This window comes from Dyella sp. 333MFSha (assembly GCF_900102405.1).
Lineage (GTDB): Bacteria > Pseudomonadota > Gammaproteobacteria > Xanthomonadales > Rhodanobacteraceae > Luteibacter > Luteibacter mycovicinus.
Window position 1 is genome coordinate 467,625 of record NZ_FNBR01000001.1, and the last position, 13,398, is coordinate 481,022.

Annotated in this window: 14 protein-coding genes; 5 read left to right on the forward strand and 9 right to left on the reverse strand. The window is 65.0% G+C overall.

Annotated elements, in window-relative coordinates:
- Window positions 1-91 precede the first annotated feature (91 nt).
- The 3 genes from phoR to BLT40_RS02070 form a co-directional block, all read right to left on the reverse strand.
- Window positions 92-1,369 carry a phosphate regulon sensor histidine kinase PhoR gene (gene phoR, locus BLT40_RS02060; protein WP_043694837.1) on the reverse strand — a complete coding sequence of 426 codons (1,278 nt, stop codon included), beginning with the start codon at window positions 1,367-1,369 and terminating at the stop codon, window positions 92-94.
- Between the two features lie 59 nt (window positions 1,370-1,428).
- Window positions 1,429-2,118 carry a phosphate regulon transcriptional regulator PhoB gene (gene phoB / locus BLT40_RS02065; RefSeq protein ID WP_036111931.1) on the reverse strand — a complete coding sequence of 230 codons (690 nt, stop codon included), beginning with the start codon at window positions 2,116-2,118 and terminating at the stop codon, window positions 1,429-1,431.
- Between the two features lie 68 nt (window positions 2,119-2,186).
- Window positions 2,187-3,839 carry a M48 family metalloprotease gene (locus BLT40_RS02070; protein ID WP_090351026.1) on the reverse strand — a complete coding sequence of 551 codons (1,653 nt, stop codon included), beginning with the start codon at window positions 3,837-3,839 and terminating at the stop codon, window positions 2,187-2,189.
- Window positions 3,840-3,998: 159 nt separating this feature from the next.
- On the opposite strand from BLT40_RS02070, the gene grxC reads away from it, so the two are divergent.
- The 4 genes from grxC to BLT40_RS02090 all read left to right on the forward strand — a co-directional run bounded on the left by grxC (window position 3,999) and on the right by BLT40_RS02090 (window position 6,902).
- A complete protein-coding gene (gene grxC, locus BLT40_RS02075) occupies window positions 3,999-4,268 on the forward strand; it encodes a glutaredoxin 3 (protein WP_036111935.1) in 270 nt (89 codons plus the stop codon).
- Window positions 4,268-4,672 carry a carboxymuconolactone decarboxylase family protein gene (locus BLT40_RS02080; protein ID WP_090351028.1) on the forward strand — a complete coding sequence of 135 codons (405 nt, stop codon included), beginning with the start codon at window positions 4,268-4,270 and terminating at the stop codon, window positions 4,670-4,672. The genes grxC and BLT40_RS02080 overlap by 1 nt, the downstream gene beginning before the upstream one ends.
- 132 nt (window positions 4,673-4,804) lie before the next feature.
- Window positions 4,805-5,827, forward strand: coding sequence for an isocitrate dehydrogenase (locus BLT40_RS02085; RefSeq protein WP_036111939.1), 1,023 nt, complete (start codon window positions 4,805-4,807; stop codon window positions 5,825-5,827).
- 724 nt (window positions 5,828-6,551) lie between these two features.
- Window positions 6,552-6,902, forward strand: a complete 351-nt coding sequence (locus BLT40_RS02090) for a hypothetical protein (protein WP_090351031.1) — start codon at window positions 6,552-6,554, stop codon at window positions 6,900-6,902.
- A gap of 293 nt (window positions 6,903-7,195) precedes the next feature.
- Here the strand turns inward: BLT40_RS02090 and BLT40_RS02095 are convergent, their stop codons facing one another.
- The 6 genes from BLT40_RS02095 to BLT40_RS02120 all read right to left on the reverse strand — a co-directional run bounded on the left by BLT40_RS02095 (window position 7,196) and on the right by BLT40_RS02120 (window position 12,302).
- Entirely contained in the window at window positions 7,196-7,654 is a 459-nt protein-coding gene (locus BLT40_RS02095) for a hypothetical protein (RefSeq protein ID WP_090351033.1), read from the reverse strand.
- A 72-nt stretch (window positions 7,655-7,726) separates the two neighbouring features.
- Window positions 7,727-8,674 (reverse strand): aspartyl/asparaginyl beta-hydroxylase domain-containing protein, encoded by a 948-nt coding sequence (locus BLT40_RS02100; RefSeq protein ID WP_036111945.1) that lies wholly within the window; start codon window positions 8,672-8,674, stop codon window positions 7,727-7,729.
- A 76-nt stretch (window positions 8,675-8,750) separates the two neighbouring features.
- The gene (gene thiD / locus BLT40_RS02105; protein WP_079521134.1) at window positions 8,751-9,545 is read right to left on the reverse strand and encodes a bifunctional hydroxymethylpyrimidine kinase/phosphomethylpyrimidine kinase; all 795 of its coding nucleotides are present in this window, start codon (window positions 9,543-9,545) and stop codon (window positions 8,751-8,753) included.
- A 241-nt stretch (window positions 9,546-9,786) separates the two neighbouring features.
- Window positions 9,787-11,175: a PhoH family protein gene (locus BLT40_RS02110; protein WP_090351036.1), complete on the reverse strand. Its 1,389-nt coding sequence runs from the start codon at window positions 11,173-11,175 to the stop codon at window positions 9,787-9,789.
- An 82-nt stretch (window positions 11,176-11,257) separates the two neighbouring features.
- A complete protein-coding gene (locus tag BLT40_RS02115) occupies window positions 11,258-11,719 on the reverse strand; it encodes a peroxiredoxin (RefSeq protein ID WP_090351039.1) in 462 nt (153 codons plus the stop codon).
- A 22-nt stretch (window positions 11,720-11,741) separates the two neighbouring features.
- Complete coding sequence (locus BLT40_RS02120; RefSeq protein ID WP_036111955.1) at window positions 11,742-12,302, reverse strand: glycine cleavage system transcriptional repressor; 561 nt, start codon at window positions 12,300-12,302, stop codon at window positions 11,742-11,744.
- A gap of 180 nt (window positions 12,303-12,482) precedes the next feature.
- Here BLT40_RS02120 and dapA point away from each other — a divergent pair, with 180 nt between their 5' ends.
- Window positions 12,483-13,376 carry a 4-hydroxy-tetrahydrodipicolinate synthase gene (gene dapA, locus BLT40_RS02125; protein WP_079521096.1) on the forward strand — a complete coding sequence of 298 codons (894 nt, stop codon included), beginning with the start codon at window positions 12,483-12,485 and terminating at the stop codon, window positions 13,374-13,376.
- Window positions 13,377-13,398: the final 22 nt, after the last annotated feature.

Here is a 13,398-nt window from a genome sequence, read left to right on the forward strand (position 1 = left end):
GTAATCCTTTCATGACGTCCGATGGTGGCGCATGGACGATCATGCCGGAAAGCGGCGTCGCAGCAACCCGTCTACGCGTGCCTGCCATCGATCAGCCGTGCAGGCCGGCCGTTTCGTGCACGCGGGTGCTGTCCAGCAGCCGGTCGCTGACGAACACGCAGGCGAACACGGAGCCCTTGCCCGTCTCACTCTCGATCACCAGGCGCGCCTGGTGCAGGTTGAGCACGTGCTTGACGATCGACAGGCCCAGGCCGGTGCCGCCGGAGTCGCGCGAGCGGCTCGACGACACGCGGTAGAAGCGTTCGGTCAGCCGTGCGATGTGCGCGGCGGGAATACCGAAGCCGGAGTCGTGTACCGAAAAGCGCGCGCCGTCTTCCGTATCGGCCCAGCGGATGGCGATCTTGCCGCCCGTGGGCGTATAGCGAACCGCGTTGCTGACCAGGTTGGAGAACGCGCTGTGCAGATCCTTGGGCGAGCCCAGCAGGTCGTGCGCCGTGGCGACGTCCAGGGAGATGGTATGGCGACCCTGGCTCAGGGCCTCGGCTTCCTTGCGGAGGCTGGCGAGCAGCGGGGCCATCTGCACCTGCTCGTCGGCCACATGCTCCTGGGTTTCCAGGCGCGACAGGGTCAGCAGGTCTTCCACGATCTGGCCCATGCGCTTGGACTGCGCGCGCATCTCGTCCAGCACCGGCGCGAGTTCGGGCACATCTTCCGGATCGAGCAATTCCAGGTAGCCGTGGATCACCGTCAGCGGCGTGCGCAACTCGTGCGAGACGTTGGCCACGAAATCGCGACGGATCTGTTCGAGGCGGGTGAGGTGGCTGGTGTCGCGGGCCAGCAGCAGGCGCTGGCGGCTGCCGAACGGCAGCAGCGTCGCCGTGACATGGCGGTTAGGGTGGCCCGGTGCGGTCACGTCGTTGAGCGGCTCGCGGGCGCCCTCGGCCAGCCAGTCCGACAGGTCGGTGTTGCGCATCAGATCGGCCAGCACGCGGCCACGATCGCGCGGTCGCTTCAGACCGAGCAGATCCTCCGCCGCGTGATTGAACCAGCGCACATGGTGCGAGTGATCCAGCAGGACCACGGCGTCGGGCAGGGTTCCCGCCGCGCTGCGCAGGTCACGCAGGCGGGAGGCGATTCGGCGGGTGCGAGTCATGAGACGGTCATGGTCAGGATGGGGCGTGGCGGACGATTGCAACATTGGCCCCGACTTGTGACGGAACAGCGACAACAGCACGACGGTTTCCCCCAGCGCGACCACCGTCACGCAAGGCCATACCGCACCCGTCAGCCAGCCCACCGCGCCACCCAGCAGAAGCAGGGCGGCGCAGCTGGCAGGCAATCGCCAGGAAGTCAGGAAGCGTTGTGGCATGGCGGGCACGGCCGGTGTCGGTCTCAGGAAGGGACCATAGCGCGGCTACCCGCGCAAGCCTAGGTATTCGCGGAGAAGCGGTAGCCCGCGCCGCGCACGGTCTGCACCATGTCGTCGAGCTTCCACGGCTCCAGTGTCTTGCGCAGGCGGCGGATATGCACGTCGACCGTGCGCTCCTCCACGTACACGCTGCCGCCCCAGACATGGTCCAGCAGCTGGGCGCGCGAGTAGACGCGCTCAGGATGGGTCATGAAGAAGAACAGCAGGCGGTATTCGGTCGGGCCGATCGGCACGGCTTCCTCGCCGGCGAACACGCGATGCGCGGGCCCATCGATGCGCAGGCCGCCGAGTTCCACCACGCCGGAGCCGTCGTCGCCCTGACTGCGGCGGAGCACCGCCTTGATCCGGGCGATCAGCTCACGGGTGGAGAACGGCTTGATGACGTAGTCGTCGACGCCGGCCTCGAGTCCGTTCACCCGGTCCATCTCCTCACCGCGCGCGGTGAGCATGATGATCGGGATCTCGCGCGAGAGTTCTTCCCGGCGGAGGCGACGGGCCAGTTCCAGTCCACTGGTGCCCGGGAGCATCCAGTCGAGCAGGATCAGGTCCGGTACCCGCTCCGAGATCGCCATCTGTGCGGCGCGGGCGTCGGCGGCGTGAGCCGCGTCCATACCCGCCTTACGAAGCGCGAATGCGACCATGTCGCGGATCGATGCTTCGTCTTCTACGATGAGAATGCGCTTATGCACGCGTGGGCCGCTCGTTGGCTATGACGGTCATATTGCAGCCATGCTGTGTTACACGCTAATGACAACGGTCACAATCCGGTTCTCAGACCGAACTGAGACCGCACGTATTGACTGCGCCCGTCCGGGTTGTCGTCGGTCGTGATGCGTCGTTTGCGCAGTTCCAGCAGCAGTGGGGTGAGGTCGCCGATCCGGGCCTGGATGCGCGACCGCTGGTAATAATCGAGGTCGTCCCGTTTCAGCAGCCGCTTGAGCTGCTCCATGGCGTCGAACGGCCGGCCGGCGAGGTAGGCGCTGTCCGCATACGCCTCCGCGGCCCGGATCCCGTCGCCGGACCGCTCGCTGGCCCGTGCGAAGGTGAGGAAGATGTCCGGGTCGTCGCTGTCGTCGAGCATCGGCTTCAACATGGTCGAAGCGAGCCGGGCGTCTTCCACGCGCCCGCTGTTGGCCAGCGCCCGCGCGTAGCCCAGAGCCACGGCGCGGTTGCGCGGCGAGTTGTCGTGCAGCGCCTTGTAGATCGCCATGGCGTCGCCGTGGCGGCCGGCGTTCTCGTAGGCGTCGGCCATGGCCAGGCGCAGCACCACGCTGGAGGGCAGGCTGGCCAGCAGCGGCTGGAGTTGTTCGACCGCCTGGGCGCCGTGGTCTGTGCGCAGCAGGCACAGCGCGTAGCCGTACCGGTTGGCCGCGGTGTCGAAATCCTTGCGCTTGAGGTTCGTGGCATAGAAGGACGTCAGCTGACGGGCATCCCCGGAGAGGACGCGCACCCGCTCGCGCATCAGCGCATAGGTGTCGCTGACGCTGTCCTTTGCGACCTTGCCGGAGGGGGTGATCAGCGCGGTGGGATCCTTCACGTAGAGCACCGGCGCCGTGCTCTTCTCCCAGCTGGCTTTGTCCAGCGTGGGCTGGCGCGGCTTGTTGGCCTGGGCCTCCTCGAGCGTACGGGCGCGCGCCTTGGCCTCGCTGATACGGGCCAGGGTCACCGGGTGGGTCTGCAGGAGGGCGGGCAGCGCCTCTTCGCCCTGGCCGACGCGCAGCGTGTCCTGCATGCGGCCGAAGAAGTCGCCCATCGCCTCGGGGTCGTAACCGGCCCGCGACAGGGTCTGGATGCCGACGCGGTCTGCTTCGACCTCGTCCTTGCGCGTGAAGTTGATCTGCCGCTGCATGAGCAGCCCCTGGCCACCCATGAGCACGGCGGGCGCGGCGTCGCCCGCGCCGCCACCGGCACCGGCGGCGATCGCGCCCAGCAGCACCAGGGCCATCAGCGGGGCGTTCTTCTTCGAATCCTCGAAGGCGCGGTACAGGTGGTTCTGGGTGATGTGGCCGATCTCGTGGGCCATAACGCCCGCGAGTTCGCTCTCGTTGTCGGTGATGTTGATCAGGCCGGCGTTGACGCCGATGTAGCCGCCGGGGGCCGCGAACGCGTTGATCTGCGTGTCGCGCACGATGAAGAACTGGAAGTGATCCTTCGGCCGGTCGCTGGCCGCCACCAGACGGTAGCCGAGGTCGTTGATGTACTGGTCCAGCAGGGCGTCGTCCACCGTGAGGTCGAGCGCGTGCATCTGGCGCAGCATCATGGCCCCGTACTCGTCGGCCTCGCGCGGGCTGATCAGGGCGTTGGCCGAGCTACCCAGATCCGGCAGGCGGACGTTGTCCTGCGCGCCCACGGCGAAGGTGGCGAGGGCGCTGGCGGCGATCAGGGACAGGCGGAGAAATGGGGTGCGCATAAGTGCGAGGACGATACCATCACCAAACGACGAAGGACCCTCCACGCCGCGCGCGGTGGGGCCGGTTTGACCCCGGAGGCCGCGCGGGGTTCGATTGCCTTGTAAAATAGGCGCCAGATCGCCATTTTGTAGTCATTCCGGTTCGGAGCCCAATCTCCCATGTCCACCCCCGATATCACCATCTACTCGACCGCCGTCTGCCCGTACTGCGTCGCCGCCAAGAACCTGCTCAAGGCCAAGGGCCTGGCGTGGGACGAGGTGCGCATCGACACCGATCCGGCGCAGCGCGACATCATGCTGGAGAAGAGCGGCGGTCGCCGCACGGTCCCGCAGATCTTCATCAACGGCACCCACGTGGGTGGTTTCGACGACCTCGCCGCCGCCGACCGCAGCGGCCGTCTGGCCGACATCCTCGGGGCGACGAACTGATGTCCGGCACGCCGACCGAAGGTAACCGCGTGGAAGAGTTCACCGCGTTCCGCAAGCGGATGAACGAGCGCATCCTTGGCGAGGACAACCAGGTCGTCCGTCGCTTCTTCGCGCTGGACACCCAGACCTACCGCGCTGGCGCGCTGGATGTGAAGACCAAGGAGATGCTGGGCCTGGTCGCCTCGATGGTGCTGCGCTGCGACGACTGCATCAGCTACCACGTCGCCCAGTGCAAGGAAGCGGGGGTCAATCGCGACGAGTTCTTCGAGGTATTCAGCGTCGGCCTCGTCGTCGGCGGCTCCATCGTGATTCCGCACCTGCGTCGCGCCGTGGACTTCCTCGACTCCCTCGAGACCGAGGCTCCGGCCGAGGCGGAGGTCTGCGCGGACCATCCCGCGGCCTGACGAGGGCATGGCGCCCCACCCGGGGCGCCAAACTTGAAGGAAGAGGGCGAGATCGCCGATAATTGGGCGATTTTTCTCCCCACACGCGCCCTTGTGCGTGTGTCATGCGACGCATCCTTCAGGAGTAACCCCATGAGCAAGACGATTGCCGTGATTCCCGGCGACGGCATCGGCCCCGAGATCATGGACGCGACCATCCGCGTCCTCGATGCTCTCGACTGCGGTCTGTCCTACGACTACGTGGACGCGGGCGTGGTCGCGCTCGAGAAGCACGGCGATCTGCTCCCGCAGGCCACGCTGGATGCGATCGAGAAGCACAAGGTCGCTCTGAAGGGTCCGCTGACCACCCCGATCGGCGGTGGCTTCACCTCGATCAACGTCACCCTGCGTCGCAAGTTCGACCTGTACGCCAACGTGCGTCCGGCGATCAGCTTCCCGGGCACCAAGGCGCGCTTCGAGAACATCGACATCATCACGGTGCGTGAAAACACCATGGGTGCGTACATGGCCGAAGGCCAGACGCGCGAAGGCACCGGCGAGAACGAGGTGGCTGTCTCGGTCATCCGCAACACGCGTCCGGGCATGGAGCGGATCTGCCGCTACGGCTTCGAGATGGCGAAGCAGAAGGGCCGCAAGAAGGTCACGGCCGTGCACAAGGCCAACATCATGAAGACCTCGTCAGGCCTGTTCCTCGACGTGGCGCGTGAAGTCGCGAAAGATTACCCGGAGCTCGAATTCCAGGAAATGATCGTCGACAACGCCTGCATGCAGCTGGTGATGAACCCGTACCAGTTCGACGTGATCGTCACCACCAATCTCTTCGGTGACATCCTGTCCGACCTGTGCGCCGGCCTCGTCGGCGGCCTGGGCCTCGCCCCGGGTGCGAACATCGGTAAGGACGCGGCGATCTTCGAAGCCGTCCACGGTTCGGCGCCGGATATCGCGGGTCAGAAGAAGGCCAACCCGTGCGCGCTGCTGCTCGCCGCGGCCGACATGCTCGATCACCTCGACATGGTCGCCAAGGCGACGCGTCTGCGCGCCGCCATCAGCGACGTGATGAACGCGCGTGATCGTACGACGCCGGACGTCGGTGGTACGGGCACGACGGATACCTTCGGCGATGCGATCGTCGAGCGGATTCGCGCTACGGCTTAAGCGTTACGGTTCGATCGGATTGTCGCTTTTGGAAAAGGCCTCGCGAGTGATCGTGGGGTCTTTTTTTTGATCGCGTTGGAGGGCTCGGCTGCGCCATCGCTTTTGTTCTTGCGCGTCGTAGCTAGGGAGCCGTCGGCTGCCATGCCTGTCGCTAGGTCCTCCTACGGCCTTCGCCTTCGTGCGGAAGCGCTCCACGCACGGCAGCCGACGACTCCCTTCGGACGGTGCGGTTCGTTGTGTGGAGAGCGGAGAGCAGAGCGGGAGCGGCGTCTGGGTAAGCTTGCGGTGACGCGCGAATGGGTCGCGAATTGACGCAGATTCTCATGACACGACGTCGCGTTTTTTGCTAGCTTGTGTTCGTTGCCTGCGGGATCGCATTCCACGCATCGCAGGCAACCATCGCTCAAAGCGGTGAGCGCGGACCTAGGGTGTACCACCACCACAAGGTCCGCTGACCCTAATCAACGACGAAGGTTGACCATGGCTATGCCAAATACTAAGGCATTCTCACGCGTGCCGCTTCCCGGCGGCACTTCCCTCAACGGTTACCGGGCCGTCTGCCGACCTCGCAGACACGATTGAAGAACCGCGGCGCCTGCCGTTGTCAGTTGAGTTTTTTCTTGCCGTAGCTATCCGGCGCGTTGCCGTGTGGCCGCAAGACAGCGACTGGCGTTGCGAACCACTTCTTGAACACACCGCCCGGCGTCCGGTCACGGACAGGCCGATGAGGCTCATCGTGCGAGCGATGGTGGCACGCCTTTGCGTTTTGGCGTGCCACAACTCGGGGCTACGTGCGGCACGCATGGAGATGACTATGGAAAAGTTTGGAACGGTTGGCGAAGGAAGTTTTTGTATCGACCCCGAGGCGAGCGTCAACGCGTTGTTGAATGACGCTACCGAGTTGTTGCAATACGCGCGCGGCATGACCGATTTGCTCGCTGAGTCGCTGCAGGAAGACGAAATTCCCGAGCGTCAGCGAACGTTGCTTGCGCTGGGTGGCGTCGGTGCATTGATTACGATGGGTGTGCAGTGCGCCGCGCGGGCGCACGCGAAGATGGAGTGGGACAAGGTTTGATATTGGGGAACACCCGCCACGGATGGGTGCACCGCATCTTTCGATTTACCTCACGCTGAGGGTTCGCGAGCAGGCTCGCTCCTACAATGAGCCGGGGTGCGTCAGCGTTCGGAGGGGCGTCGGCGTCTGGCGTTCCTGGAGCGATTCCGCACGGAGGCGAAGGCCGGAGGAGGACTTAGCGACAGGAATGGCAGGCGGCGGCGCCCTTGCCCCGAGGCGAGGCTTCAAGACAAATGCGATGGCGAAGCCGAGCCCGGACGCGGCGCTTTGACCTGAGCAGCGAACGCCGTCGATTAGTCGCGTGAGCCGCTCCGGCAAACCGAAGCCTGCGCCGGATAATGATCGACACACCACTCCACCCACTTGCGTGTGTTCTTCTCACGCTGACTCGGCAACAGATGCCCGTTTTGCGGACCGAAAGCCCGCCCAGTCACCACCTTCAACACGAACTCGAGCCCGTCATGGACGTACCAGGGCTGCCCTTGCCGATCGCGTGAGCCCTGACGGCGCACCCAGATCGACTGCTCGGGAAGGCGACGACCGTCGCCCAGGTGACTGACGATATACGGCACGCCCGCGCTGCCGAGATTCATCAGCGCATCGAACGCACGACGTTCGCTGTCCGAATCCCTTGCCGTGTCGTCCACCAGCTTCGAGACCAGAGGCGCCAGGTCGGGCGCGGGCGGTGGCGCGGCAGAGGCCGCCGCGGCGATGGGCATCAATAACGCAAGGCAGAACGCTCGCTGGCTCATAACCTGTACTCCGTTCAGGCTCACCCCGCCCGGAGTATCGCGCCACGCGCGCGGCGCGATGTTAAGACCCGATCAGCGGTAGAACGGGTAGGGCGCCAGGAAGATCAGCCAGATCATCAGCACGATGCCGACGTACTTGATCAGGCGGAACAGCTTCGGGTTCGCCTTCTTGAATTTGCGCGTGCGCTCGCGGCCACGCTTGTTCAGGGCGAACATGCGATTGACGAAGCCGACCTGCTCATTGCCGTCGTCGCTGTTGGGCGAGGCGGTGATCGAACCCATGAAAGCGCCGACGCGCTTGTTGATGCCCGTCATCAGGCGGCTCTTCAGCGGACGCTCGACGTCGGCGAAGAGGATCACGCGGGTCTGGTCCGTGCGGTTCTCGGCCCAGTGCACGTAGGTCTCGTCGAAGACGACGTCTTTCCCGTCGCGCCAGGCGTGCATTTCACCGTCGACGAAAATGCGGCAGTCGTCGGAGTTGGGCGTGATCAGACCGAGGTGGTAGCGCAGCGAACCCGCGAACGGGTCGCGGTGCGCGTTGAGCTTGCTGCCCGGCGGGAGCAGGGCGAACATTGCGGCCTTGACGCTCGGGATCGAGTTGAGCAGCTTGACCGTCTCGGGGCAGAGCGCCTCGGCCGAGGACAGCGGTTCGCCGTACCACTTGAGGTAGAAACGCTTCCAGCCCTGCTTGAAGAACGAGTTGAACGACGCGTCGTTGTGCTTCTCCGCCGAGCGGATGAAGCCCTCGTCGAACAGGTGCATCGCCTCCGCACGAATCGCCTGCCAGTTGTTCTGCAGCAGGTCGAGCTGCGGGAAGCCGCGCCGATCGAGGATCGGCCGCGCCGGCACGGCCGAGAAAGCGTACATGAGCAGGTTGTACGGCGCGAAGATCGCCGAGTGATCCACCAGCTGGCGATCGAAGCGCAAGCGCGAACGGCCGCGCAGATGCACCAGCAGCACGCAAAGCGTGAACAGGATCAGGAGGTACAGGACGATGAAGCGTGGCCCGAGGAAATTCATGCGCGTGGACTCGACAAGGACGAGCGATACATGTGGCCGAAGCGGCCCGTATCAACGCGCATAGGATACTCCCCCCTCAGTGCCCCAGCACGTGCACCGTGCCCCGGCCCGGCCGCCAGGACCGCTGGAAGGCCTTGTTAACCCACGCAATTGCCTCGCGGACAGCCGATTGCGGCGATTTGCCCCGAGCCAGCCCCGCCGCCACCGCCGACGCCAGCGTGCAGCCGCTTCCATGCCCTTCGAAGGGGAGGCGCGGATTCCGGACCTCGATAACCCCACTGGCGTCGTAATAGCGATCGACGACTTCGCGCCCCTTTCCGTGGCCGCCTTTGAGCAGCACTCCAGCAGCTCCCAAGGCCAACAAGTCGGCCCCCGCGGCATCCATATCGCGCCCCAGCGGCCGACCCAGCAGGGCCTCGGCCTCAGGAAGATTCGGCGTCAGCACGTCGGCAAGAGGAATCAGCCGCGTCACCAGCGCCTCAAGCGCATCCTCATCCAGCAATCGTGCCCCGCTGGTGGCGATCATCACCGGATCCACCACCAGCCACGCCGGCTGCCGCCGCCGCATTTCCTTCGCCACAAGTCGTGTGACGGCCGCACTCCCCAGCATCCCGGTTTTTACGGCGGCGATGGAAAAATCGTCGAACACCGCATCGATCTGGCTACGCACATGCGCCAACGGCAACGTGTGCACCGCAGTCACCCCACGCGTGTTCTGCGACGTCACCGCGGTAATGGCCGTCAGGCCGTGCGTACCCCTCGCGTGGAATGTCTTCAGGTCAGCCTGAATACCCGCGCCACCCCCGGAGTCGGAGCCAGCAATGGTGAGCGTGTTAGGGCGCATCGTCATAACCGAAGGATAGCGGCGCATCCAGGCTTGCGGGTATCGCTCGGCCCACAACCCGACGTCACGTTCGTGGGGAGCCGCCGGTTGCCATTATTGGAGCGCTTCCGCACGTAGGCGACGGCCGAAGGAGGACTTAGCGACAAGAATGGCAACCGGCGGCTCGCCTGCCGAAACGCGGCAAGAGCCCGCGATGGCGAAGCCGAGCCCCGCCAGGCAAAAGAAAAGGCACGAGCCACGACCCGTGCCTTTTCTTATAGCAGCTTACTTAAAGCGCTTCAGAAGCGAAGTCAGCCAACCTCGACCTCTCACCGCGTTTCAGCGTGATGTGCCCCGAATGAGCCCACATCTTGAACCGGTCAACGGCATAGGTAAGTCCCGACGTCGTCTCCGTCAGATACGGCGTATCGATCTGCTCCACGTTACCCAGGCAGACGATCTTCGTCCCCGGCCCCGCACGCGTAATCAACGTCTTCATCTGCTTCGGCGTCAGGTTCTGCGCCTCGTCGATGATCAGATAACGGCTGAGGAACGTACGACCGCGCATGAAGTTCAGCGAGCGGATCTTCACCCGCGACGCGAGCAGATCGTTCGTCGCCTGACGTCCCCACGACCCACCCTCCTCAGGATTGGCCAGCACTTCGAGGTTATCGGTCAGCGCACCCATCCACGGGGTCATCTTCTCCTCCTCCGTACCCGGAAGGAAACCGATGTCCTCGCCGACGGAAACCGTCGCGCGAGTCATGATGATCTCGCGGTAACGCTGCTGGTCCATGACCTGGGCCAGACCGGCGGCAAGCGCGAGGAGCGTCTTACCCGTGCCGGCGGTGCCGAGCAGGGTGACGAAGTCGACGTCCGGATCCATCAGCAGGTTGAGCGCGAAGTTCTGCTCACGGTTGCGTGCCGCGATGCCCCAGACGCCATGCGCGGCATGCGTGTGGTCGTCCAGCAATACGAGCTTTGCCTTGCGATCGTCCTCGTCGCCGGTGATTTCCAGGACGCGCAGTTCGACGTCGTTCTCACCCGGCATGTAGAGGCATTCGTTGGCGTACCACGCCTCGTCCTCGTGCATGCTCACTTCGTAGAACGTGCGGCCGCGCTCGTTCCACGAACGAAGCTCGGGATGCCGGCTCCAGAAGTCTTCCGGCAGTGCGTCGGAGCCCGTGAAGAGCAGGGCGAAATCGTCCAGCGCACGGTCGTTCTCGTAGTCTTCCGCGTCGATCCCGTAGATCGACGCCTTGATCCGGAGGTTGATGTCCTTGCTGACGAGAATGACCGGGCGATCGGGGTACTGATCGCGCAGATCGAGCACCGCGGCGAGGATCTGGTTGTCGGCCTTGCCGTTCCCGTGCCCGGCGCGCTGCTGGAAGAACAGCCGGCCGACCGCGGTGCGCTGGAGCTTGATGCCCTGAGGATTGGAAAGCTCGATGCCTCCGCGGATGCCTTCGCCGCCGCCGCGTTCGATGAGCTCGTTGATGAATCGACTGACCTGCCGTCCGTTACGCGAAACTTCCGAACCACCTTTCTTTTTCTCGTCCAGTTCCTCCAGCACCGTCATCGGTATGAAGACATCGTGTTCCTCGAAGCGGAACAGCGAGGTCGGATCGTGCAGCAGCACGTTGGTGTCGAGGGCGTAGATGCGCTTGCTTCCGGTCATACGGAAGTCACCTCATGTGGAGGTTGCGAAGACCGGCCGCACGGCGACGGCCGGGGATGGGAGCCGCATGACGCGGAATCCGTCACGCGGTGGGAACACGCTCTAGCACGGCCTGCGCATGACCCGGGATTTTCACCCCGCGCCACTCGGCCGCGATCTTGCCGTTGGGATCGATCAGGAAGGTGCTGCGGACCACGCCGAGATAGCGCTTACCGTAAAGCACCTTTTCGTGGATGACGTCGAACGCGTTGCACCAGGTTTCGTCGGCGTCGGAAACGAGGGGGAAGGGCAGTTCCTGCCTGGCCGCGAAGTTGGCGTGCGAGCGCACCGAGTCGCGGGATACGCCGATCACTTCGGCACCGCGCGCCTGGAATTCGCTGTAAAGGTCGCGGAAGTCTTTCGCTTCGTTGGTACAGCCGGGCGTGCTGTCCTTCGGGTAGAAGAACACCACGACCCACTTGCCTTTCAACGAGGCCAGCGAGAGCGACGAGCCGTCGCCGAGGGTGCCTTCGAGTCTGGGAAGTTTCGTGGTCTTGCCGGTCATGCGTGGGTCTTCAATCCTTCGGTCAGAACTTCACGGGATCCATGATGGCGTCGAGATTGAGGCCATCGCACAACTCGAGGAAGTCGTCGCGCAGGGCGGCGATGTGGGTTTCGGACGGAATGCCGATGGTGATCTGCGCCTGGAACATCTCGGCGCCGGTCTGCATCGCCTGGTAGCGCATGGAGGACAGCTGCTCGACGCTGATGTCGCGCCGGGAGAAGAATTCGATGATCTTGACCAGGATGCCCGGACGATCGGCGGCGATCACTTCGACCAGGTAGGGCAGCAGGTGCGCCGTCGGTTCGCGCGGCGTGGTGCGGTAATGGACGATCTGCAGTTCTTCGTCCCGGGCCAGCTTGCCCAGCGAGGTTTCCAGCTTGGCCACGGCATCCCAGGCGCCCGAAGCCAGCAGCATCACGGACGTGTCGTTGCCGATCGTGGAGACGCGGGCGTCGGCGAGATTGCAGCCGGAATCCGCGATGCGCTTGGCCAGCGCGAGGATCGGGGCGCGGTGCGCCGGCGACAGCGTCGAGATGAGGAGCTGGTTATCGGTGGTGGCGCTACGTGCTGCGGAACGATTCAAGGCGGAATTTACCCGTGGCGCGTCCCGCGGGGCGCGGAACCATCGCTTTGGGAGCAGCTTACTTGGCCCTGTCGCACGCTAGCAAGACACGCTGCGTCGTTCAGGCGGGGATTGGCTGAATGGACTCGCCGGAACCGCCCCGGTAACATGCGAAGGGCTGATTACTCAACGGGTTCCACCTTGGACATCTCAGGAAGCATCACCGCGCTGGCAACGCCCTTTGCCGCCGACGGTTCCCTCGACCTCGACGCTTTCGGTCGCCTGCTCGACCAGCAGATCGCGGGCGGCACGCAGGGCGTGGTCGTGGCCGGCTCCACGGGCGAGTCGCATTTCCTCGAGCATGACGAATTCGAGCGCCTGCTCGCCTTCGCGGTGAAACACGTCGACAAACGCATCCCCGTCATCGCCGGCACCGGGGAAGCTGGTACGGCCAAAACCATCGTCACCACGCGCCGCGCGAAGGCGCTGGGCGCGGACGCGGCGCTGGTCGTGGCGCCGTTCTACGTGCGGCCCACCCAGGAAGGCCTCCGTCAGCATTTCCTTGCGGTAGCCGATCAGGGCGGCCTGCCGGTCATCCTTTACAACGTGCCGCCGCGCACCGGCTGCGATATCGCGCCGGCCACCGTGGCGGTGCTGCGCGACCACCCGGGCATCATCGGGATCAAGGAAGCCCGGGGCGATGCGGAACGCATTCGCGCGCTGGCGGAACTTATCCGCCCGGATTTCGTCTACCTCAGCGGCGACGACGGTTCGGCTCACGAGGCCATGCTGGCGGGCGCCGCGGGGACGATCTCGGTCGTGGCCAACCTCGTGCCGGACGCTTTTCGTGCCTTCTGCGATGCCGCCCGTTCGGGCGATGCCGCGCGGGCCGCGAAAGAAACCGCACGTCTGGCACCACTGATCGACGCGCTTAACTGCGCACCGAACCCGATCCCGGTCAAGGCGGGGCTGAGCGCGCTGGGGCTCGGTTCCGCCGCGCCGCGGCTGCCGCTGGTCGAGCTGGAATCCGGCCCCGAACTGGCGAAGCTGCGCGAAACGCTCTCCGCTCTGGCACCATTGGCGTCTGCCGCCTGAAGCATCTCATTTCAACGGAACC